The 24,132-nt window shown below is 42.1% G+C and carries 11 protein-coding genes and 1 pseudogene; 11 read left to right on the top strand and 1 reads right to left on the bottom strand.

Going from position 1 to position 24,132, the window contains the following annotated elements:
- Nucleotides 1-277: 277 nt before the first annotated feature.
- Nucleotides 278-1,381: a Fic family protein gene (locus tag BACINT_RS02375; RefSeq protein WP_007660269.1), complete on the bottom strand. Its 1,104-nt coding sequence runs from the start codon at nucleotides 1,379-1,381 to the stop codon at nucleotides 278-280.
- 300 nt (nucleotides 1,382-1,681) lie between these two features.
- On the opposite strand from BACINT_RS02375, the gene BACINT_RS02370 reads away from it, so the two are divergent.
- From BACINT_RS02370 to BACINT_RS02320, 11 genes and pseudogenes are all read left to right on the top strand, one after another.
- Entirely contained in the window at nucleotides 1,682-4,117 is a 2,436-nt protein-coding gene (locus BACINT_RS02370; RefSeq protein ID WP_044154705.1) for a glycoside hydrolase family 127 protein, read from the top strand.
- Between the two features lie 67 nt (nucleotides 4,118-4,184).
- Nucleotides 4,185-7,211 carry a SusC/RagA family TonB-linked outer membrane protein gene (locus tag BACINT_RS02365; protein ID WP_007660263.1) on the top strand — a complete coding sequence of 1,009 codons (3,027 nt, stop codon included), beginning with the start codon at nucleotides 4,185-4,187 and terminating at the stop codon, nucleotides 7,209-7,211.
- 14 nt (nucleotides 7,212-7,225) lie between these two features.
- Nucleotides 7,226-8,896: a RagB/SusD family nutrient uptake outer membrane protein gene (locus tag BACINT_RS02360; protein WP_021967972.1), complete on the top strand. Its 1,671-nt coding sequence runs from the start codon at nucleotides 7,226-7,228 to the stop codon at nucleotides 8,894-8,896.
- Nucleotides 8,897-8,914: 18 nt separating this feature from the next.
- Nucleotides 8,915-9,901, top strand: a complete 987-nt coding sequence (locus tag BACINT_RS02355; RefSeq protein WP_007660258.1) for a DUF4859 domain-containing protein — start codon at nucleotides 8,915-8,917, stop codon at nucleotides 9,899-9,901.
- A gap of 115 nt (nucleotides 9,902-10,016) precedes the next feature.
- Nucleotides 10,017-11,501 (top strand): DUF6055 domain-containing protein, encoded by a 1,485-nt coding sequence (locus BACINT_RS02350; protein WP_157448643.1) that lies wholly within the window; start codon nucleotides 10,017-10,019, stop codon nucleotides 11,499-11,501.
- A 21-nt stretch (nucleotides 11,502-11,522) separates the two neighbouring features.
- A complete protein-coding gene (locus BACINT_RS02345) occupies nucleotides 11,523-13,856 on the top strand; it encodes a glycoside hydrolase family 127 protein (RefSeq protein WP_007660256.1) in 2,334 nt (777 codons plus the stop codon).
- Nucleotides 13,857-13,873: 17 nt separating this feature from the next.
- Complete coding sequence (locus BACINT_RS02340; RefSeq protein WP_007660255.1) at nucleotides 13,874-15,196, top strand: DUF6055 domain-containing protein; 1,323 nt, start codon at nucleotides 13,874-13,876, stop codon at nucleotides 15,194-15,196.
- Nucleotides 15,197-15,242: 46 nt separating this feature from the next.
- A complete protein-coding gene (locus BACINT_RS02335) occupies nucleotides 15,243-16,127 on the top strand; it encodes a DMT family transporter (RefSeq protein WP_007660254.1) in 885 nt (294 codons plus the stop codon).
- On the top strand, nucleotides 16,124-20,098 hold the full coding sequence (locus BACINT_RS02330; protein ID WP_007660253.1) for a hybrid sensor histidine kinase/response regulator transcription factor: 3,975 nt from the start codon (nucleotides 16,124-16,126) through the stop codon (nucleotides 20,096-20,098). The genes BACINT_RS02335 and BACINT_RS02330 overlap by 4 nt, the downstream gene beginning before the upstream one ends.
- 80 nt (nucleotides 20,099-20,178) lie before the next feature.
- Nucleotides 20,179-23,427, top strand: coding sequence for a S41 family peptidase (locus BACINT_RS02325; RefSeq protein WP_007660252.1), 3,249 nt, complete (start codon nucleotides 20,179-20,181; stop codon nucleotides 23,425-23,427).
- A 125-nt stretch (nucleotides 23,428-23,552) separates the two neighbouring features.
- Nucleotides 23,553-23,819, top strand: a pseudogene (locus BACINT_RS02320) (MBL fold metallo-hydrolase); the annotation flags it as partial.
- Between the last annotated feature and the right edge of the window lie 313 nt (nucleotides 23,820-24,132).

Here is a 24,132-nt window from a genome sequence, read left to right as displayed (position 1 = left end):
GTAATAAAAGAATAGTCCAAAAGATGCCTTTCTATGGTCCTCTCAATGGCTGTTTGTAGTATTCTTGTATTCGATTGGATTATTTTTTCATCCATTTGCGTGTGCTTATCTGGTCCATGTTTATCTCGTATTTAGGGCGTAGGTGTATTCCGAATATCTGTCTGGTTGGGTGCGGTTTTTGAATGATCAGGATTTATCTGATGCAATAATGCGGAGATTAGGATTTGTAATCTCCGCATTATATGCGATGAATATAAGACGTGCTTCCTATGAAATATTACAGATTTAATTCGTAATTGGTGCTACGTCCTCCTTCGTTTGTTTTCCGCAGTACATTTTTTGCTATCAAATCTTGTATATCACGTAAGGCTGTATCCGCAGAACATTTTGTAATCTTTCCCCACTTTGAGGAGGTTACTTTCCCATTAAAGCCATCCCATAGTAAATTCACCATTTTTATCTGTCGCTCATTCATCGAGACCAACCGGTGCTTGTCCCAGAAAGCAGCTTTCTGCAAAACAGTACTGACCATTTTTTCTGTATGAATCAATGCGGCTTTTAAACAGTCCAAAAACCATTCAAGCCAATTCGTGATATCCAGACCACTCTTTTGGCTCTTCTCTAATATATCATAGTAACTTTTCCGCTGTTTACGTATTTCAGCAGACATGCTATAAAAGCGATGCGGCATCTCATCCGCACGAGCTAAGAATAGATCTGTTATTGTTCGGGAAATACGCCCATTACCATCGTCAAACGGATGAATAGTTACAAACCAGAAGTGAGCTATGGCGGCTTTTAGCACCGGATCTATCTCCTGATTATCATTTACCCAATCCAAAAATAGCCCCATTTGATAGGGGATTTCACTTGAATCAGGTGCTTGATAATGAATTTTTTCTTTTCCCATAGCACCCGATATGACCTGCATAGGTTCTGATCCTTGCCGCCAATTGGCAACCGTTATTTTATATGCACCACTTCGCCCTGTAGGAAATAAAGCTGCATGCCAGTTGAAGAGACGCTCGTCTGTTAAGGGTTGCATATAATTCTGAGTAGCATCTATCATCACTTGCACCACTCCATCTATATAACGATCCGCTTCGGGTATTCCTTCTATTTCTATTCCTAAATGGCGGGCCACGGAAAATCGTACTTGATCTATATTTAATATCTCACCTTCTATTTCAGATGATTTTGTAATGTCTGCCGTTAGTGCATCGAGCATAACACTATTCTTCAGATCAAAACCGAGCACACTCATTTTTCCTACAAGTTTACCTTGTAAGCTTCGGACTCTACCTAATTTATAGGATAATTTAGAGTCATTCCAGGTGAAGTCAGGCCACTTGTTTTGTTGCCAGATATAAGTTGCTCTCATAATCTCAGTATGTTTTGCGGTAAAAGTACAAATAATTCTTCATATCCTTTGTTTTGCCATGCAACTTTATATGAATTGGGAGTATGTCTTTGCTTGCTGTTTATGAGCTTACTGGGTATAATATCTACAGGCATGAAAAAATAGTCCAATCTATGAAATGATTGTCTAAATCCCTTTTTGGAGCCTCGTGCTTCGACTATTCTTTTATCCTTATAGATTATTTTTTCATTCTGTTAGCAGGAAATCCCTTTCCTTTGCCGTACACTAATGCTAATGATTTAAAAGCACATATATAGTATGATGAAGAAACGAATTCAATTTTTTTTCGGTAGCATTGCCCTTCTGGGCATGAGTGCTTGTAGCAATTCCTACGTTAAGCCTGATGCACCGATCAAAGAAGTTCCTTTTACGCAAGTTCACCTGAATGATAACTTCTGGACTCCACGCATTGAAACGAACCGTACTGTTTCTATTCCTTCCGCATTTAAAGAATGTGAGAAGAACGGGCGCTTCGATAACTTTGCCATAGCCGGTGGTCTGATGAAGGGAGAACATCGCGGTGACTTTTCTTTTGATGATACCGATCCTTATAAGATTATAGAAGGAGCCTCTTATTCGCTGGCTGTGAAGTATGATAAAGCGCTGGATGCTTATCTGGATAGCGTTATTACTTTGATTGCTGCTGCTCAGGAACCGGATGGTTATCTTACCACTTGCGTTACTAATAAATGCTATCGCCTTTCCGGTTGGTGGGGAAAGAGCCGTTGGGAAAAGATTAATAGTCATGAACTTTATAATAGCGGTCATTTGTATGAAGCTGCCGTTGCTCACTATCGCGCAACAGGTAAACGCTCCTTGCTTGATGTAGCTATCAAGAATGCCGACCTTGTTTGTCAGGTATTTGGTCCGGGTGAAGGACAAAAGCATGTTCCTTCGGGGCACCCCATCGTTGAAATGGCGCTTGCTAAATTATATAAAGTGACAGGTGATGGAAAATATCTGAAAATGGCCAAATACTTCGTGGAGGAAACCGGTAGAGGAACAGACGGACATCGTCTTAGCGAATACAGTCAAGATCATAAACCCATTTTGCAGCAAGACGAAATTGTAGGGCATGCCGTGCGTGCCGGATACCTTTATTCGGGTGTTGCCGATGTGGCTGCCCTGACTCAGGATACAGCTTACTTCAACGCACTGAGTCGTATTTGGGAGAATATGGTGAGTAAGAAACTTTATATAATCGGCGGTATCGGTTCACGTCCTCAAGGCGAGGGTTTCGGTCCCAACTATGAGTTGAACAACCATACCAACTATTGCGAAACTTGTGCAGCCATCGCCAATGTTTATTGGAATCACCGTATGTTTCTGGCTACGGGAAATGCCAAGTATGCCGATGTACTGGAGCGTGCTCTTTACAATGGAGTTATTTCGGGTGTTTCACTCAGTGGCGATAAATTTTTCTATGATAATCCGCTCGAATCTATGGGGCAGCACGAACGCCAGCATTGGTTTGGTTGTGCTTGCTGTCCGGGTAATGTAACCCGCTTCATGGCTTCCGTACCTTATTATATGTATGCTACTCAGGGTAATGATATTTATGTTAACCTTTATATCCAGAGTAAGGCTGACCTTAATACAGACAGCAATAATATAGCTTTGGAACAGACTACTGAATATCCTTGGGAAGGAAAGGTTTCCATCTTAGTTACTCCCGAGAAAGAGCAGGAATTTGCTTTGCGTTTCCGTATCCCGGGTTGGGCGCAAGATGCTCCTGTGCCGACGGATCTTTACTCATTTACTGATAAGGCAGGTGCTTACAGCATTTCTGTCAACGGTAAGAAAGTAAATGCTAAACAATATGATGGCTATGCTACTATTTCACGTACCTGGAAAGTGGGTGATGTGGTAGAAATCAACCTTCCGATGGATGTACGTCGTATCAAGGCTAATGACAATGTAGAAGATGACTGTGGCAAACTGGCTATCGAACGTGGCCCTATCATGTTCTGTCTAGAAGGCAAAGATCAGGCTGACAGCACTGTCTTCAATAAATTCATCCCTGATGGTACTCCAATGGCGTCTGCTTACGATGCTAACCTATTGAACGGAGTTGTAGTGCTGACCGGTAATGCGAAAGAAGTAGGTAAAGATGGTAGTGTGAAAGAGGTTCCTTTCAAAGCCATTCCTTATTCAACCTGGAATAATCGTGGTGCAGATCAAATGGCGGTTTGGATTCCTGAAGCTGCCGAATATGCCCGTCCTATTCCCGAACCGACAATTGCCAGCAAGGCACGGACGCTGATGATACAGGCTCCTATCCAGAAAGACGCTCCTGAATCTGCCTCCGTAGAAACTTGGGCATGGGGGGTGAATGACCAATGGGAACCGAAACGTTCATCGGATATTTCTAAACCTTACCACTATTGGTGGTTGAGAAATGGAACGCTGGAAACCTTGGCCTATCAATTTGATCAGCCTTATACCGTTTCAAACGTACAGGTTTATTGGCTGGACTTCGACCATTACGACGGCAATTTCCGCATACCGGAAAGCTGGAAACTCTACTATAAAGATGGAGCGAAATGGAAAGAAGTAGAAGCATTGAATGAATATACGGTAAAGAAAGACTGCTACAACAGCCTTGATTTCAAACCGGTAAAGACGACAGGATTGAAGATAGTCGCCCAGTTGCAGAAAGGTGCTTCAGGTGGGGTGATTGAGTGGAAAGTAAACTAGTCCATTTCTTTTAATTAAGAATTTATAACTTGTAGTGAAATATTAACCTTTTAATTTAAAATGTAACATGAAGACACATGAAAAACGAGCCTTATTCAGCAAAGCTGTCTTAAAGGCGACAACCTGTCTTTTTCTAGCAGCAGGTGCCAGTGTTAGTCCGGCATTTGCGTTTCCGGAGATGACAGAAACTATGGGAACCGAGATTGTACAGCAACAGGCTGTTACAATCACAGGTGTGGTAAAAGATAAAAGTGGCGAACCTATTATCGGTGCCAATATTCTTGAAAAAGGAACTTCTAATGGTGTTATTACCAATGTTGATGGTGAGTACACGCTAAAAGTGAAAGGAGCAAACTCCGTACTGATTGTATCTTATATCGGTTACAAGTCTCAAGAAATTGCAGTGGGAAGCCAAAGAAAGATCGATGTTACTCTGGCTGATGATACTGAATTATTGGATGAAGTAGTGGTTATTGGTTACGGAACGCAAAGGAAAGGTGATGTCACCAGTGCCATCAGCAGCGTGAAGAAAGATGATTTTATTCAAGGTAAAGTGAGTGATGCAGCTGACTTGATTAAGGGTAAAGTAGCCGGTTTGGTCGTATCGAAAGGTAGTGGTGATCCAAACTCCGGTTCAAGTATCCGTTTGCGCGGTGTCATTACACTAACTGGCAGCAATAGTCCGTTGGTATTGATTGATGGCATTCCAGGTGATATGAGTACGGTGGCACCCGAAAACATTGCATCGGTAGATGTTTTGAAAGATGCTTCCGCAGCTGCGATCTACGGTACACGTGGTGCCAATGGTGTAATCCTTATTACTACAGTTGACGGAAAACGTGAACAGAAAACTTCTATCAATTATTCCGGTTATCTGTCATTGTCTCAATTTGGCAAAAAACATGACTTTATGGGACCCGAAGAGATTCGTAAGGGTTATACGGACTTCACGGATGAAGGTTATGATACGGATTGGTTGGATGCCATTACACGTACTAGCTTTTCTCACAATCATAACCTCAGCGTTCGTGGTGGTACGCAGAAAACTACTTATTCTGCTGATGTAACTTATCGTGATGATCAGGGTGTAATTCTGAACACTTACAGTAAAGATCTTACGCTAAACATGAACTTGACGCATTGGTTCTTGGATGATATGTTGAAAGTAAGTGTAAACCTGCTCAAAGGCGAACATACTAACAGTGCCAATAATGCTACTTACCAATACCGCCAAGCTATTATTCACAATCCCACTGAGCCTATCAAAGATGTAGATGGTAACTGGTACGAGAACTTTGGTCGTAGTGAATATGCCAATCCGGTGGCTATGAACAAAGAACGTAAAGGTGATTACAAAACTGAATGGACTCGTATGACCGGTACATTGACATTTGAGCCTATTAAGGGGTGGCAAAATAACCTTCGAGCCTCACGTCGTACTTGGGGCGCACATGATAAGGGTTATTATACTGCCGATTATCCCGATCAACGCAGTACCGGGCATACAGGTTATGCTTACCAATCGTATGGAAGCAGTTATACAAACGAACTGGAATTTACTTCAAACTATCAAATGTCCATTCGGCAACATCGTTTTGATGCGTTGGCAGGTTATAGCTACCAATATACGCAGAACTCTGGCTTCAATGCCAATAATACTGATTTTCCCAACGATTTTTTCCAATACAATAATTTGGGTTTGGGTGCTTATTTGAAAGATGGTAAAGCAGGTATGGGCAGTTATAAGAATGATAGTAAATTGATAGGCTTCTTCGGGCGTATAAGTTACGGATTCGCTGATAAATACAATATTCTTGCCAGCATTCGCCGTGAAGGTTCTTCACGTTTTGGCGCTAATCATAAATGGGGAACATTCCCGTCAATATCTTTGGGTTGGACTATCAGCAAAGAAGAATTTATGAAGGATATTTCCTGGCTCAATAACTTGAAGTTACGCATTGGTATGGGTACTACGGGTGTTATTCCTAATGATAACTATCTTTCATTACTGAAATATAGTTTTGGTAGCCAGTATTTCTATGATAAAGGAGAATGGAAACCCGGTCTGGTAGCAACATCCAATCCTAATCCAGACTTGAAATGGGAGAAATCAACAGAATACAATATCGGTCTTGACTTCAGCACACTAAATGATCGTTTAGGTGGTTCAATCGATGTTTATCGGAAACATACTGCGGATATGTTGTGGAATTATACTGTTCCGGTGCCGCCCAACTTGTATAATCAAACATTGGCTAATGTAGGTAAAATGCGTAACACGGGTATTGAAATAGCCATCAATGCCGTACCGGTACGTACAAAAGACTTTGAGTGGAAGACAACAGTGACTGCTTCACATAACAAGAATAAGCTGGTAAGTCTTTCGAATGATCTTTATGAAACAGCCAATTTTCGTATTACAGGAGGATTGGATGCTCCTATTTCACAAGGTACACACTATATGGAAGTAGGAAAAGAGTTAGGCCATTTCTATATGATTAAGTCGGTAGGTGTTTCTGAACGGGGTGTATTCTTAGTTGAGAATCCTCAAACCGGAGAAATAGAAGAAATGAATGATACTATGTTGGCTGACGAAAACTATCGTCAGGACTTTGGAACCGGATTACCACAATTATTTGCAGGTTGGAGTAACCAGTTGCGTTATAAAAACTTCGACTTGTCTGCACAGTTCACGGGGCAATTTTTCTTTAAGATACTCAACTCTCCACGTGCCTTCTACGAGAATAACGCTGTGTTCCTGAATAAACTCAAGAGTGTGCTCAATGCTCCTTATGGTGGAGAATATACCTTGTCGAGAGCACAAAAACAGGCAGTGGTAAGTTATTATCTGGAAGATGGTGATTTTGTTAAATTAAGCAACCTGACTATTGGCTACACCCTTCCGATACGCAATAATAAGTATATGAAGAGCCTTCGTGTATACGTATCGGGTAATAATTTGTTCTGTATAACCGGTTATTCGGGTTTAGATCCAGAACTTGATATCAGTAATGTACAGGCTCCCGGTGTTGAATACCGTGATACTTACCCTACTACTCGTTCGTTTACTTTTGGTGTTAACATTGGATTTTAAAAATGGTACTGAATATGAAAACAAAAATAAAAACATATGTTGGAACTGCACTTGTTGCGTGTTCACTCTCGTTTAATAGTTGTACGGACTTAAGTGAGAAAATTTATGATACGATGTCTCCCGACATTTATCAATTTACTCCTGAAGATGCACAGGCTTTGTTTGTTCCTGTATATAATAGTCTACGTGATGTTCTTTGGGGCTGGTATAGTTATTCCGATATTTCGGGACTTTCGGGCGATCTTTGGTGTATTCCGAATCGAATAGGTATTGGTTGGGGTGACCTTTATATTCCGTTGCACAAGCATGAATTTAACCCTCAGATATGGCATTTTGGCGCTTTCTGGACACGGGCTTATGCAGGTGTTACCGCATGTAATCGCTTATTGGCTGACCCTGCCGTACAATCGGTAGAGACAACCGTAGCGCAGCTTAGAGCATACCGTGCATTGTATTATTATATGTTGTTCGATGCATTCCGTAATATCCCATTGGACACGGAGGCTAATCATGAAGCAGGATGGTTGCCGGAACAAGCTACTCCTCAGCAAATGTGGGATTTTATCATTAGTGAACTGAATGATGTAAAAGGTAAGTGCGGGAATGAGAAAATCATGGGACGCATCAATAACTATAGCGTAAATATGTTGCTTGCCAATATGTATATAAACCACAATGCATGGTTTAATGATGATTCCGACAAGTCATGGTATGGTAAGTGTATCGATGAGCTGAATGAAATTATTGAGAGTGGCCTTTATTCTTTGGCTCCCAACTATTTGGACAATTTCAAAGAAGATATCTCTGGTAATCCTGAGATTATCTTTGGAATACCCTATACAGAAAAATATGGAGGTGGTAACTATTATGCCAGTATGTGGCTTGCCGTTATCAGCAAGAAGACTTATGGCTTTAATACATGGGCTACCAGCGGTGCTAACGTATTGTCACAGTTCCTTGATTCGTATGATGCTGCCGATGGGCGCTACAAAGATTGTTGGAATGTAGATACGCCTCAATATGCAATGGATGGAACACCTCTTATAGCTAATGGTGTGCAGGTAGTCTACACCAAAGAAATACGTAGCATTGATCAACCTGGTTGTTACGAATATGAAGGTGGACGTTTAGTAAAATATGAGATCCTTCCGGGTGATATGGCTACAAATTACGATGATGTACCCTTCTACCGTTATGCCGATGTGTTGTTGAAGAAAGCCGAGTGCTTGCTCAGATTGGGCGGATACAAAGGAGAGACAGAACAAGATGCTGCAGACCTGGTAACGCAAGTTCGTGCACGTAACTTCAAATCTAATCCAGCAAAGGCAGTTCGTACCGTAGCGCAACTTAAAGGCGGCAGTAATTATCCGTATGGACATCGTGAAAATCGCAATGAAATGGGGAAAAATGATCCAACAAAGATCTTTAACGAAATAGAAGGTGGCGCTGATATTGAATTGGGTGGTTTACTTGATGAACGTGCTTGGGAATTTGTAGGAGAATATGTTCGTCGTCAGGATCTTATCCGTTTCAAAATGACAAATGGTCAGAATGTATACAATGGTAAATCATGGTTTTGCAAACCTCGGGTAACTGATGTTTCAGACAACCATCTTAACATCTTCCCCATTCCGAAGGAAGCGATTGAAGGTAATGTGAAATTAAAACAAAATCCCGGGTATTAACAGCTAAATATGTAAACAATGAAAAAGAATATACTTTATGTACTATTGGGAGGATTACTCCTCTCTTTGGCGGCGTGCAGCGAAAACTGGGAAGACGCCACAAGTAAGCATGTGTATGGCGAGAATGAAAATCCTTATTTGCGTGCTGATGCGGAAGCAACAGTTACAAAAAAGATACAATTTGGTGCCGGTCAAACACAAATCATCAATTTGTCTGACTATGCTGAATTATTTCAAGTAAAATTGGGTATGACACTGGATGAAGCCATTGCTGGAATTTCAAGTGGCAAAGTTGTGTTTCACGGTATAAATGCTGCTCGTAATGCTTGGGACAAAACAGCTCCCAATAAGGGGATGACTGGGTGGTATTTTGATGAAATGGGTAATATTTCCACTCAAACGAATGCCAATTTTACTGTAGAACTGAATGTGTCGAACAAAACACTTGTAGTAAGTGCATTGGAAAATGTAATGGTAGGTTCGTCCGTTAGTATCAATGTGGGGTTTGCAATCAATGGAACTGACTTCGACCAATATGTACGCATTCTTAGTGAGATTGCAATTGTAGACGTGCCTGTTGAAGTATCAATCAATATTCCGGATGGCGAGTATTCGGCTGCTTCCATTGCATTTAATGATTATGCAGGCAAGATACAGGAACGTTTCGGAATGACTGTTGCTGAATTCTGTGAAGGGCTTGATGGTGACGGAGAAGGTGATATTCATATGTATTCTGTTAATCTTGAGTCCTTGAAATGGGATGAAGAAAGTTCATATACAGCAAATGCTCCCGGCTATTGGATGATGAAAGACGGTACGGTCACCAATTGGGGAACGGCAGGGTATTCTCTTTTCGCAGAATGTAGTATAAGTGATAAAACTTTGAACATAGGTCGTTCGGCTACACCGGTTGCAGGTGATAAATATACTATCAGCATTGGTTTCCGCGATAAAACAAACAAGGCAAATCTGTTGCGTTTTGTAATTAACATTACAATGGAATAATCTTATAAATAGTGAACGTCATTCTTGGCCGTTCGGAATGAGGTGGGGATCTCTGTATTATAAAGTGGGGATCCCCATTCTTCATTCAGAAGGCAATTACATAGTATATATTTTCATGAATAGAAGAAGAAACTGTTATAACGGGATGATTGGCTTCATGTTTATTGTTGCTATTCTGTTTTTTTTTAGTTGTCAGGATGATTCTGTAGCTGTTAATCAGCCCGATGTACTTAAGCCCTCAGACATTCCCGGTTACGAGAAGTACTATAAACCATCAGAGTTTGCAATGATGGATATGTTTTCGAGGGATGCCAAATGGTCATTCTATCGTCATAAACAGAGTGAACATTTTATTGTGTTCTGGGAAGTAGGATTCGGTAAAGATCCGAATGCTAAAAGTGTTTCAGAGTCTATGCGGGTTGATGTAGATGACTTGCTGGCAAAAGCTGAACAATTTTATCTGACGAATATTGAGACATTGAAGTTTGCCGAAGTAGGACAAGGAAAATCTTATTTGGATCGGTATAAGATGCAAATCTATTTACTTTATCAAGAAGAATGGTTGGCAACAGGTTCAGGTTATGATGATGTAATCGGTGCTTTATGGATAAATCCGAGTACCTGCAAACCGGTAGGCTCTACGATTGCACATGAAATAGGGCATAGTTTCCAATATCAAGTGTATTGTGACAAACTGTTGAATGGAGCTGCCAAAGATTTTCATCAAGGTTTTCGTTATGGCTTTGGACCGAATGGTGAAGGAGGTAATGGCTTTTGGGAACAGTGTGCGCAATGGCAATCTCTTCAGACTTATCCTCAAGAACTTTTTGGGTATCATGTTGATGTTTGGAAAGCTAACTATCACCGTCATTTTAATCACGAATGGATGCGATATGCCAGTTACTGGTTACCTTATTACTGGACACAGAAACATGGTGTTAGTGTACTGGGAGAAATATGGAAACAATCGAAATATCCGGAAGATCCGCTTATGACTTATCAGCGTTTATATTGTAAAGGCAAGGTGGCAACTCTTTATGAAGAATTGTATGATTATGCCACACGTATGACTACCTATGACATTGATATTGTGCGTAAATACGTTACTGAGAGTGCAAAGAAATATTCTACCAAGCTATACGCCAGTGATGGATATTATCAAGTAGGCTATTCCAGTTGTCCGGGGAGTACGGGATTCAATGTTATATCATTGGATGTTCCGGAGGCAGGTAGTACTGTGAAGGTTGATTTTAAAGGGCTGGATACAGGTACAAGTTTGGCATCGGAAGATCCGGGAATCATTGTTAATGCGGATGGTAAAAAAGTAGGTGTTGCTACTAATTATAATAGAAATAATACTGCTGCCGGATGGAGGTATGGATTTGTGGCTGTCGTAAACGGTGTGGCTCAATATGCTCCGATGTATCAAGACAAAGAAAGTGTAGTATCTTATATCATTTTGGAAGGGACTGATAAGCTCTTTTTTGTAGTAATGGGCGCTCCCGAACAATATATCTCTCATGCTTGGAATGAAGATGAGACGGATGATGGTCAATGTCCCTATAAAGTGAAATTTGAAGGGACAGACTTATTAAATTAGTAATTTAAATATAAGAGTGAAATGAAAGTAAAGTATATATTAATTTTTACGGTATTTCTCCTTGTGGATCAGGTGGGATTTGCACAAAATTATAAACCTGCAGTTAAAGATGTTATTTCTCCTAAAACCAGGTACTTTAGTATTCAGGATGTCCGTCTTCTCGACAGCCCTTTCTTGCATGCGATGAATCAGAATGAGCAATGGATGAAAGAGCTTGACTTGGATCGGCTGTTATCCAATTTCCGCAAGAATGCGAATTTGAAACCAAAGGCGGAACCTTACGGTAGTTGGGAATCAATGGGCATTGCCGGACATACGTTGGGACATTTGCTTACTGCTATGTCACAGCATTATGCCGCTACGGGTGACGAGACTTTTAAAGCCAAGATAGACTATGTGGTGAATGAGTTGGATTCTTGCCAAATGAACTTTGTCAATGGTTTCATCGGTGGAATGCCCGGAGGTGATAAAGTATTCAAGGAAGTGAAAAAAGGTATTATCCGTTCTATGGGTTTTGACTTGAATGGCATTTGGGTACCTTGGTACAATGAACATAAGACAATGATGGGTCTGAATGATGCTTATCTCTTGGCAGGAAACGAAACTGCAAAGAAAGTATTAATCAATTTATCCGATTATCTGGCAGATGTCATTGCTCCATTGAGTGAAGAGCAGATGCAGACAATGCTGAATTGTGAATACGGAGGAATGAATGAAGCATTTGCGCAAATGTATGCCTTGACTGGAGATAAGAAATTTCTTGATGCTTCCTATGCTTTCTATCATAAGCGTTTGCAAGATAAGTTAGCAGAGGGAGTAGATGTTTTGCAGGGGCTGCATTCCAATACCCAAATACCAAAACTGATAGGTAGTGCCCGCCAATATGAACTGACCGGTAACCATCGCGACGAGGAAATAGCTCGTTTCTCTTGGGAAACGATCGTTCATCATCATTCTTATGCTAATGGTGGAAATAGTATGGGTGAGTATCTCTCTGTTCCTGATAAATTGAATAACCGCTTGGGTACCAATACCTGTGAAACTTGCAATACTTACAATATGTTGAAACTGACCGCACACCTTTATGAGTGGACGAACGATGTACAATATCTGGATTATTACGAACGGGCACTGTATAACCATATTTTAGCTTCACAGCATCCCGAAACAGGAAACGTCTGTTATTTTCTTTCATTAGGAATGGGTACACATAAAGGTTTTGGTAGTCGGCACAATAATTTTAGTTGTTGCATGGGTAGTGGTTTCGAAAACCATTCCAAGTATGGTGGAGCTATCTATAGCTATGTGCCGGGTAAAGAAATGATGAATATAAATCTATATATTCCTTCTGTTTTAACATGGAAAGAGAAAAGTTTAAAACTTCGCATGACTACAGATTATCCCGAACATGGTAAAGTTGTAATTAAGCTGGAAGAGACGTCGAAAGAACCACTTACCATTAATTTGCGTCGTCCGGTTTGGGCTGCGGGAGATGTTGCTATTCGTATAAACGGCAGTAAACAAAAAGTGGAAAGTGTTCCCGGTTCATTTATCAGTCTTCATCGTAAATGGAAAAAGAATGATGTAATAGAGTTAATTTTGCCTATGCCACTCTATACTGTGTCTATGCCCGATAATGTTGACCGCCGTGCTGTCTTCTACGGACCGACCATTTTGGCAGGAACCTTTGGTACGGAAAAACGAAAGATGGGAGATATCCCTGTATTTGTTTCGGAAGAGAAGAGTTTGACGAATTACATAAAAAAGATTAGTGATACTTCTGTCAGTTTTGTTACGACACTGCCTGGAGGACCGGATAACGTGAAGATGTTACCTTTCTATAAAGTAGCAGATGAAAATCAGACCGTTTATTGGGATGTATATTCACCAGCCGAATGGAATGTTGTTGAAGAAAAACGCAAGGCTGAATTAGAACGGATTGCCGAATTGGATAAAATGACAACGGATTATATCGTTTTTGGTGAGATGCAACCCGAACGGGATCATAACCTAAAAGGCGAGAATACTCGTAACGGAGAAGGTTATCTGCGTAAATACCGTTTTGCTTACGAAAATGGTTGGTTTGCTTTTGATATGAAATGTGGTTACGATCAACCCATGGAACTTTTATTGACTTACTACGGAGGTGACAGTCGGAAATATACGTTTGATGTTGTGATTGGTGATTGGGTACAACCGGTCAGTCTTACAGATACTACACAAGGATTCGTGGAACATGCTGTCAGTATTCCACTGGAAGTAACGCAAGGTAAAGACAAAGTGAGAATCATGTTCCGGGCTAATGATAAAACTCGTGTGAGCAATATTTATAATTGTAGATTAATGAAGAAATAAAAATAGACTCAAGACTAATGAAACTACATATTTTCATCTTTTTTTTGATTGGATTGTTAATCGGAAGTTCCCTTTCGGCTCAACAGTCCGTTCTTCCTTCGGGAAAAACTATCTATATTCCCAAAGACTTTCAGGGAATGGATTTGCAAAACCCTGAAAGCAAGTGGAGCTACCGCCGCATGGCCTGCACCGAAAACTTCGTCATCTTCTGGGAAAAAGGCTTTGGGAACGATTTGTCCAACCCTCCACAGCTGGAAGGACATGATATGAAAGTTGATTTACCGAATCTGATGGGTAAGTTGGAGAGTTTTTACCGTTTCTTCCGTGATACACTGGAATTCTCACGTCCCGGTTCCAAGTGCGACAAGTATCGCATGATGGTGATGCTGAACTATTCCCTGGAAGGCACGGCATACGGTGGAGATTATGACGGAGAAATCGGTGCATTATGGATTGCTCCCAACCGTGTGCAAGATAAGAAACTGAACTGCATCGCCCATGAATTGGGACATAGTTTTCAGGCACAGATCAGTTGCGATGGGCAGGGCGAAGCCTGGGGAGGATGCGGTTTCTTTGAAATGACTTCGCAATGGATGCTGTGGCAGGTTAATCCCGAATGGATTACTGATGAAAAATATCATTGGGATGCTTTCATGAAACTGACTCACAAGGCTTATCTCCACATGGAGAATATTTATCATTCACCTTACGTATTGGAATACTGGGGCATGAAACGGGGACTTCCCATTATAGCCGAACTTTACCGCCAGGGAAAGCGGGGAGAAGATCCGGTTATCACCTACAAACGTTTGGCTGCTTTGAATCAGAAACAATTCTGTGACGAGATGTTTGATACTTACCGCCACTTTATCAACTGGGATTTTCCGCGCGTCTGGAAAGAAATACGTCCGTATGCCAATAAATATACTTCTCAGCTAATAGCTCAGCCGGATGGATGGTATGGGATAGCACCGGAGAATTGTCCTGAAAATTATGGATTCAATGCTATTCCTTTGGCTGTTCCTCAGCCGGGAGAGAAAGTGAAAGTGGAATTCTGCGGAGAAGCAGGAAAGGAAGGATATACTGCAATCCATACAGATAAGGCAGGTTGGCGTTATGGTTTTGTTGCTGTAACGGCAGAAGGTAAATCTATTTATGGCGAAATGGGCGATAATAGCGGGAAAAGTATTATTTTTACAGCTCCAAAAAATCAAACTCTGACCCACTTGTGGTTGGTTGTGATGGGAGCGCCGACGGAGCATTGGATGAATCCCGCTCCGGGAGAGAAAGATGCTCAATGGCCATATCGCATCAGGGTTACGGGAAGCAATCCTTTATAAACATACAGATAAATACGATGTCTGCAAAAGAAACATATATGAACCGATGAAAAACAGTACAAGTGCCGTTGTTTATGCCTGCATTGCAGTGCTTAGTTGGTCTACTGTAGCCACTGCTTTTAAGATAGCATTAACGCATCTTACTCATTTTGAGATGCTGCTGATAGCAAGTTGTACTTCATTAGTCATATTTGCCCTTTTGCTGACTTTCCAGAAGAAGTGGAGACTGGTGTCGGAACTTTCCGGTCGCCAATGGGGATATTTTGCATTGTTGGGATTGCTGAACCCTGTCGCTTATTATCTGGTGTTGTTCAAGGCTTATGATCTGCTACCTGCACAAGTAGCGCAGCCCATCAACTATGCATGGCCTATTGTGCTGCTTATTCTGTTGGCCTTGTTTGCCCATCAGCCCATACCCCAAAAGAAATATATTGGCATGTTCATTTCACTGGGTGGAGTGGTACTTATTTCTGTAGGAACCGGGCAGTCGGGAGGTATGGATATACCCGTGCATGGCTTATTGTTGGCGGCATTGAGTGCTTTGCTGTGGGCCATGTATTGGATGATAAACAATAAGTTCAAAGATAAAACAGATGGTAGTATCGCTCTGTTTATGAGTTTCCTGTTCGGCACGGTTTATTTGTTGATAGGAGCTGTGGGAGTGGGGGTGCACCTTAATACATTGCCCGGTATCTTGTCGGGTATGTATGTCGGCGGGTTTGAAATGGGTATTCCTTTCATCTTTTTCAGCCTTGCCATGCGGAAAACATCCAATCCGGCACTGGTCAACCAGCTTTGTTACTTATCTCCCTTCTTGTCTTTATTCTTCATTGCAATCATATTGGGTGAACAGATTGTGTTTACAACTTACATCGGTCTTGCATTGATTGTAATGGGAATTATGTTCAATCAATATCTGGTGAAGAAATGAAAAAGATTATCCTTGCTATAATAGCCGGTATTATTCCGTTGGTGCTTCCGGCAGCTTCTACTGATTTCTGGTTCCGCCATTTCTCCGTGGAAGATGGATTATCATCCAACTCTGTGCGTGCTATTATGCAGGATAAATATGGCTTTATGTGGCTTGGTACGGATGACGGCTTGAACCGTTACGACGGCACCACTATAAAGGTTTATAATCTGAATCCGCAAGGGTCTAATGATTATATCTCTTCTCTTTACGACACTACGGACAATATCTGGGTAGGGACAGAAGGCGGGGTGTATATTTTTGATTATGAAACGGAAAGCTTTGAACTATTCAAAGTATTGACAGCCCAAGGTGACAGCATTAAGAGCAATGTGAATCATATTGCAGAAGACAGAGACGGCAACTTGTGGTTCTCGACAGTAGGGCAAGGTATTTTCAAGTATAATATATCCAAGCACTATCTGGAACATTATGAATTTAAAGATGCCAATGGATTAATGGCGAGTGTGCTGGTTGATAGTGAAAATCAGATCTGGGCGGTCACTAATTGGGGAAGTCCCACTGTGTCCAAGCTGAATAAGGCGGAGAATAAATTCGAGCCTTTCCCTATCACTTACGAAGCGGGGCAATATGACTCAAACTCTCTGGTCATGCTCGAAGACTCTGAACATGCACTGTGGCTGGGAACCTGGGAATGCGGCTTGCAGAAGATAGATAGATATACAGGTAAGGCAATCACTTATTTGCATCCGTCGGAAGGTAAAGGGGCTACACATATCCACTCTTTGATGGAATATGCTCCCCACCAACTATTGATAGGTTCGGATGACGGACTTTTGTTGTTTAATACCCTTACGTGTGAACATCAACTGTTCACGGAAGATGAAACAAACCCTTATTCATTATCCAATCGTTTTGTCTATCCTATCGTAAAAGACCGTGAAGGCGGAATCTGGGTCGGGACTTATTACGGTGGGGTGAATTATCTTTCGCCTAATACCGGGCAGTTTGAATGCTTTGCCCATTCGCGCTTTTACAACTCGGTGAACGGAACTGTTATCGGACGTTTTTGTGAAGACTCTTCTGGATATATCTGGATAGCCTCTGACGATGGAGGTCTGAGCCGCTTTGCTCCCAAGGATAAACAATTCACTCATTATATGCCCGATGAGCACAGAAACAGTCTTTCTTACCATAATGTGCATGCTCTTTGTATGGATGATGACGATTTATGGATTGGTACCTATACGGGAGGAGTCAATGTGCTGAATACGAAAACAGGCACGTTCAGGGTATATACCACCAAAGGGGGCGATTTGACCACCCTTGACGGTACCAGTTCTTACGCCATCTTCCGTGACCGGGAGAAACGGATCTGGGTGACTTCTATGGCAGGAATAAACTTGTATAACCGTGAAGAAGACAATTTTATCCGTGTCAAAGACTTGGAATCGCTGACCATTGATATAGATCAGGATGCCGATGGTAACATCTGGTTTTCTACGCAAGGGAAGGGTTTGTTTAAGTATAATCCGGATAAAAAGACCTGGAAGAATTACGTGTACAGTAATACTCCCGGTGCATTGGTTAACGATCAGGTGAATTGTGTGTTGATAGATGGTAACGGAAATATGTGGGTGGGGACGATGAACGGGCTTTGCAAGTATGACGCTGGGGAAGACCGGTTTGAAGCGATACCTCTGGATATTCCCAGCCGTAACATCTGCGGTATAGTTGAAGATCAGCATGTGCTGTGGCTGACCACGACGAAAGGGCTGGTTCGTTACGCTCCCGGCGAGAGTTGTCAGGTCTTCACGCGTAGCGATGGTTTGCAGAGCGAACAATTCCTGCCTAATGCTGCTTTGAAGGCTTCCGACGGGAAGATATATGTCGGCTCGGTCAATGGCTTCAATGCCTTTTATCCTTATCAGATAAAAATGAATAAGGTGCTTCCACCGGTTGTTATCACAGGATTGGAAATCTTCAACAAGGAAATCCGGATAGGAGATAAGAAGTTGCCGAAAGCCCTGAACTGGATGGCGGAACTGGATTTGTCTTATAAAGACCATGTATTCAGTCTGCTCTATGCTTCATTGAGCTATTGTACACCCGAAAAGAACCAGTACGCCTATAAACTGGAAGGTTTTGATAAAGACTGGAATTATGTAGGTTCGCAGAATAAAGCTACTTATACCAACTTGCCTGCCGGAACATACGTCTTCAAGGTAAAAGCCACGAATAATGACGGTATTTGGAGTAATCAGGAAGCGAGCTTGAAAATAACCATTCATCCTCCTTTTTATTGGAGCACGGCTTCCAAGATTCTTTATTTCATATGGGTGTGCATAGCGCTGACCTTCTTTATCCGTTTCTTGTTGAAGCGGACGGAGAAGAAGCACACTGCGGAAATCAATCAACTGAATGTCAGTAAGGAGAAGGAAGTGCATGAAGCTAAGATTAAGTTCTTCACGATGATAGCTCACGAAATCCGCACCCCGGTTTCGCTTATCATCGGTCCTTTGGAGAAGATTATGAAATCGTCCATACCGATGCCTGCAGTGCTGAGGGACGATCTGAATATTATCGACCGCAATAGTCAGCGACTGCTGTTTCTGGTCAATCAGTTGCTGGACTTCCGTAAGGTGGAACAGGAAGGCATAACCATGAGATATGCTTCGCAGAACATCCGCCAGTTGTTACAGGCGGTTTGCGAACGGTTCAAACCGTTTATCACCCAGCATGGTGCGCATCTGGAAGTGGAATATCCCGATGCTGATTTCACGGCTATGGTGGATAGTGAGGCGATCACTAAAATGATAAGTAACCTGCTGACGAATGCAAGCAAGTATACCAAGGATAAAGTTGTCCTCTCATGTATTGTTCAGCCGGAACAGCATACGTTTGTGGTGAAAGTGACAGATAATGGAATCGGTATCAGTAAAGAAGACCGTAAGAGAATCTTTAAGCCTTTCTTTCAGGCCATGGATAATAAACCCGGTACGGGTATCGGACTCAGCATTGTGAAGAGCATTGTGGAGTCGCATAACGGTTGCATAGAGGTGGAATCCGAAATCAATAAAGGTTCCTCTTTCATAGTGACGTTGCCTATCGAACAAGTCGGGGCGGAGGTGCAGGAAGGGGAGGCAGGTGTTCTCAATCCGGTAATACCCGAGGATATCTTGTCGGAAACCTTGCCGGTGATGTCCTCTAAGAACAAACCGTTGATGCTGATTGTGGATGACAACGAAGAAATGCTGAACTTCCTTTCAAGCAGTTTCTCCGCCCAATATTCCATTCTGACGGCAGAAGACGGAATGGAGGCATTGGAGAAACTGAAGGAACATGAGGTTACCTTGATTGTGAGCGACTGGATGATGCCGCGCATGGATGGGGTGGAATTCTGCAAGGCTTTACGCGCCGACCAGTCCATCAGTCATATACCGTTTATTTTGCTGACTGCTAAAACAGATACGAACTCCAAAATAGAAGGTATGGACTGCGGGGCGGATGCTTATATTGAAAAGCCTTTCTCGGTGCAGTATCTGGAAGCATGTATTAAGAATCTGCTTGATCTGCGTAATTTGTTGCGTCAGAAATTCTCTAAAATGCCATTGGTACCGTTGAACAGTATTGCCAATAACTCTATGGATAATAAATTCCTTACCCGTATCAATGAGATTATAGAGCAAAACTTCTCAAATTCGGAACTGTCTGTTGATTTTCTGGCAGAAGAACTTTGCATCAGTCGTTCCGGATTATTTGCCAAAATAAAAACGCTGGCTAATGTTACTCCGAATGAACTGATTCAGATTGTGAGGTTAAAGAAAGCTGCTGCTTTGCTTTCAGAGAATAAATACCGGATTAATGAGATTTGCTATATGGTAGGTTTTAATAATCCATCTTATTTTGCCAAATGTTTCCAAAAGCAATTCGGTATCAAACCCGGAGAGTTTGTTAATGGAAAAGAGTAATTCTGTCAACAAATTCATTCTATCAATTTGTACTATCTTTTTCTTTTCATACTTTTGTAAGTTAATTAATATTTAAGAGTATGAATAAGAAATTACTTTTATCCTTATTTGCCCTTGTAGGTGTATCAGTCTGTCTTTCGGCAGCAGATGAAGCGCGTTTATTGCGCTTTCCGGCAACGAACGGGAACGAGATTGTTTTCTCGTATGCAGGCGATTTGTATAGAGTGCCTGTCACTGGAGGAGAGGCGCAGCGCCTGACTTCGCATGTAGGTTACGAAATGTTCCCTCGTTTTTCACCCGATGGCAAAACGATTGCTTTTACCGGTCAGTATGATGGAAATACGGAAGTATACACCATCCCGGCAACTGGTGGAGAACCACAACGCCTGACGTATACTGCAACGAATTCCCGTGATGACCTGGGCGATCGTATGGGACCTAACAATATTGTGATGACTTGGACACCGGATGGTAAACAGATCATTTATCGTAACCGTATCAGTGACGGTTTTGCCGGTAAACTTTATTCTGTCAATCAGGAGGGTGGTATGCCCGAAATTATCCCTTTGCCCGAGGGTGGATTCTGTAGCTATTCTCCCGACGGCAAGCGACTGGCTTACAACCGTACCATGCGTGAATTCCGTACTTGGAAGTATTATAAAGGTGGTATGGCGGATGATGTCTGGATATACGATCCGGCAAAGAAATCAGTGGAGAATATAACGAATAATGTTGCTCAGGATATCTTCCCCATGTGGATAGGCGATGATATATTTTTCCTTTCCGACCGTGACCGCACTATGAATATCTTTGTTTATAATACGAAGACAAAGCAGACGTCGAAGGTTACTAACTTTACTGAATATGATGTGAAGTTCCCGAGTGCTTCCGGCAATACCATTGTGTTTGAGAATGGCGGATATATCTATAAGATGGATGCTGCCACCCGTCAGCCCGAGAAAGTCAATATCAGTCTTGCTTCGGATAATATCTATGCACGCAGCGCCATAAAGAATGGGGCTAAGTATCTGACAGCCGCCAGTGCATCTCCCGACGGAGAACGGGTGGTGGTGACTGCTCGCGGAGAGGTCTTTAATCTACCCTCAACCAAGGGTGTGACGAAAAATATAACCCGCACTCCGGGTGCCCACGAACGTAATGCACAATGGTCTTCTGATGGAAAATACATTGCTTATATCTCGGATGCTACCGGAGAGACAGAACTTTATCTTCAGGATGCAGTGGAAGGTAATCCGGTGCAGCTGACCAAGAATAATGATACGTATATCCGTTCTTTCGAATGGAGTCCGGACAGTAAGAAGATTGTTTATACCGACCGTCAAAATCGTATCAATCTGCTGGATGTAGCTTCACGACAGGTGACTATGCTATTACAAGACCCAATGGGGGAACCGCAGGATGTGACTTTTTCACCGGATAGCAAATGGCTGACCTATACCCGTGATGCAGACAATGAAATAACTGTTGTATATGTCTATGATATTGCCGGAAAGAAGGAATATCCGGTGACGGACAAGTGGTATAATTCTTCTTCACCGGTATTCAGTACGGATGGTAAGTATCTTATTTTCTCATCTGCCCGCGATTTCAACCCTACATACGGCTGGTTGGAATGGAACCATGTCTATAATAATATGTATGGAGTTTATCTTGCTTTGCTCTCGAAAGATACCCCGTCACCTTTTATACAGAAAGATGCCGGAATGAAGAACGACAGTGAGAGTGAGGCCTCGAAGGCTACTGAAAAGACTGCCGGAAAGAAAGAAGCGAAACAGGAAACAGCTTCTGCGTCACTCGTCAAGTTTGATCCGGAAGGTATCACCGACCGTATCATCAAGCTTCCATTGTCGGCTTCTTATTATGCTAATTTCTATTCAAACGGAAAGAAGGTATATTACTGGAGCAATGGCGGAACGAAGTTTTTCGATCTTGAAGGTCAGAAAGAAGAAACGGTTGCCGATGGTGCTATGATGACGGTTACTCCGGGTAGTCAAAAGGCTTTGTTCTACAAGGACAACAAGCTTTATGTAACCGCTATACCGGAAGGAGCGGCTAATCTGAGTACGCCTGTCAATATGGATAACATGTCCATTACGATAGATTACCCCAAGGAATGGGCACAGATCTTTGATGAGGCTTGGCGTGCTTATCGTGATGGTTTTTATCTGGAGAATATGCATGGTGTGGATTGGAAAGCAATCAAACAGAAATATTCTGTTCTGCTGCCTTATGCAAAGACACGTCTCGACCTGAACTATATCATTGGAGAGATGATTGGTGAGCTTAACTGCGGACACGCATACGTCAATCCGGGTGAAACGGATAAACCGGCACGTATCAAGACTGGTTTGCTGGGTGCTGAGATATCGGCAGATAAGAGTGGTTTCTTCCGTTTGGACAAGATACTTCCCGGTGCTTCCTGGAGTAAGGAACTGCGCTCTCCGCTTACTGAACCGGGGATTGAGGCTAAGGCCGGGGAATACATTGTTGCCATTGACGGTATACCTACGAATACGGTGAAGAATATCTATGCTTTACTGGTAGGAAAGGCTGATGTGCCGACAGAAATCTCGCTGAACAGCAAACCGCAATTGGCAGGTGCAAGAAAGATTGTCATCAGTCCGCTGGAAAATGAATATCCTCTTTATCATTATAATTGGGTACAGAATAACCTGAAGAAGGTGGAAAAGGCATCCAATGGACGTATCGGTTATATCTATATCCCTGATATGGGTCCGGAAGGTCTGAACGAGTTCTCCCGTTATTTCTATCCGCAGCTCGACAAGGAAGGTCTGATTATAGACGACCGTGCTAATGGTGGCGGTAATGTATCTCCTATGATTCTGGAACGTTTGTCTCGCGAACCTTACCGCTTGACGATGGGACGTGGTACGAAGCATGTCGGCACTATACCCGATGCTGTGCAAGTAGGGCCGAAGGTTTGTTTGATTAATAAATATTCTGCTTCTGATGGTGATCTCTTCCCGTGGGGCTTCCGTGCATTGGGGCTTGGTAAACTAATCGGTACCCGCACCTGGGGTGGTATTGTAGGTATCAGCGGACCGTTGCCTTATATGGATGGTACGGATATCCGTGTTCCTTTCTTCACCAGTTATGATGCGAAAACAGGCCAGTGGATTATTGAAAATCATGGCGTCGATCCGGATATCTTGATTGATAACGATCCGGTGAAGGAATGGAACGGTGAAGACGAACAGCTCAATAAGGCTATCGAAGAAGTGATGAAAGAATTGCAGGATCGTAAGCCATTGCCGCCTGTTCCGGCTCCAAGAGATTTCAGTAAGTAGTCACATACTTTCACTATACTGTTATAAATATGCCATTTTATGAGGAGAGCTTTGCTCTCTCCTTATAGAATGGCATATTCTGTTTATCTTTGTGGCTCAGATTTCGTAATTATAGAATTAAGAAGATGAAGGATACTCAGATTATTATGTTAGGTACAGGTAATGCAGGCGTTACCCGATGCTATAATACTTGTTTCGCAATCCTGACAACTGAAAATGTGCTCCTCGTGGATGCCGATGGAGGGAATGGGATATTGGTTCAGTTAGAGAAAGCCGGTATCGCCATTGAACGTATTCACGATATGTTTGTGACTCATGCTCATACGGATCATATATTAGGTGCGGTATGGGTCATTCGGATGGTGGCACAACGAATGCAAAGTGGGAAATATACAGTTATTGATTAACAACCTTTGTTAACTCCACACGGTAACTCCATTTACACGCCGCGGTAAAGGTCGTTACATACCGCGGTAAAGAGCGTTACAATAAGGAGTAAAGGGCGTTACATCCTGGGGTAAATGCTTTTACATTATTGGGTAAATGAGATGTAAATGCTATCTGCTGATAATCAGATATATATGTTGTTCTAATTAACTTTGCTAATTCTATTTGAGCATAATTAACAAAATGCCATGCAGTCTTTTCCTCAATATCTCATTTCTATAACGTAGAAAAGTTATTTTAAATGTTTAATAGGAGGAA

Origin of the sequence: Bacteroides intestinalis DSM 17393 (assembly GCF_000172175.1) — a bacterium.
In the GTDB taxonomy this organism is placed as follows: domain Bacteria; phylum Bacteroidota; class Bacteroidia; order Bacteroidales; family Bacteroidaceae; genus Bacteroides; species Bacteroides intestinalis.
This window is presented reverse-complemented; position numbering and strand designations above follow the sequence as displayed.

Bases quoted from the DNA above. Each gene is read 5' to 3' on its own strand.
- BACINT_RS02375 (WP_007660269.1), bottom strand. From the start codon at position 1,381: ATGAGAGCAACTTATATCTGGCAACAAAACAAGTGGCCTGACTTCACC.
- BACINT_RS02370 (WP_044154705.1), top strand. From the start codon at position 1,682: ATGAAGAAACGAATTCAATTTTTTTTCGGTAGCATTGCCCTTCTGGGC.
- BACINT_RS02365 (WP_007660263.1), top strand. From the start codon at position 4,185: ATGAAGACACATGAAAAACGAGCCTTATTCAGCAAAGCTGTCTTAAAG.
- BACINT_RS02360 (WP_021967972.1), top strand. From the start codon at position 7,226: ATGAAAACAAAAATAAAAACATATGTTGGAACTGCACTTGTTGCGTGT.
- BACINT_RS02355 (WP_007660258.1), top strand. From the start codon at position 8,915: ATGAAAAAGAATATACTTTATGTACTATTGGGAGGATTACTCCTCTCT.
- BACINT_RS02350 (WP_157448643.1), top strand. From the start codon at position 10,017: ATGAATAGAAGAAGAAACTGTTATAACGGGATGATTGGCTTCATGTTT.
- BACINT_RS02345 (WP_007660256.1), top strand. From the start codon at position 11,523: ATGAAAGTAAAGTATATATTAATTTTTACGGTATTTCTCCTTGTGGAT.
- BACINT_RS02340 (WP_007660255.1), top strand. From the start codon at position 13,874: ATGAAACTACATATTTTCATCTTTTTTTTGATTGGATTGTTAATCGGA.
- BACINT_RS02335 (WP_007660254.1), top strand. From the start codon at position 15,243: ATGAAAAACAGTACAAGTGCCGTTGTTTATGCCTGCATTGCAGTGCTT.
- BACINT_RS02330 (WP_007660253.1), top strand. From the start codon at position 16,124: ATGAAAAAGATTATCCTTGCTATAATAGCCGGTATTATTCCGTTGGTG.
- BACINT_RS02325 (WP_007660252.1), top strand. From the start codon at position 20,179: ATGAATAAGAAATTACTTTTATCCTTATTTGCCCTTGTAGGTGTATCA.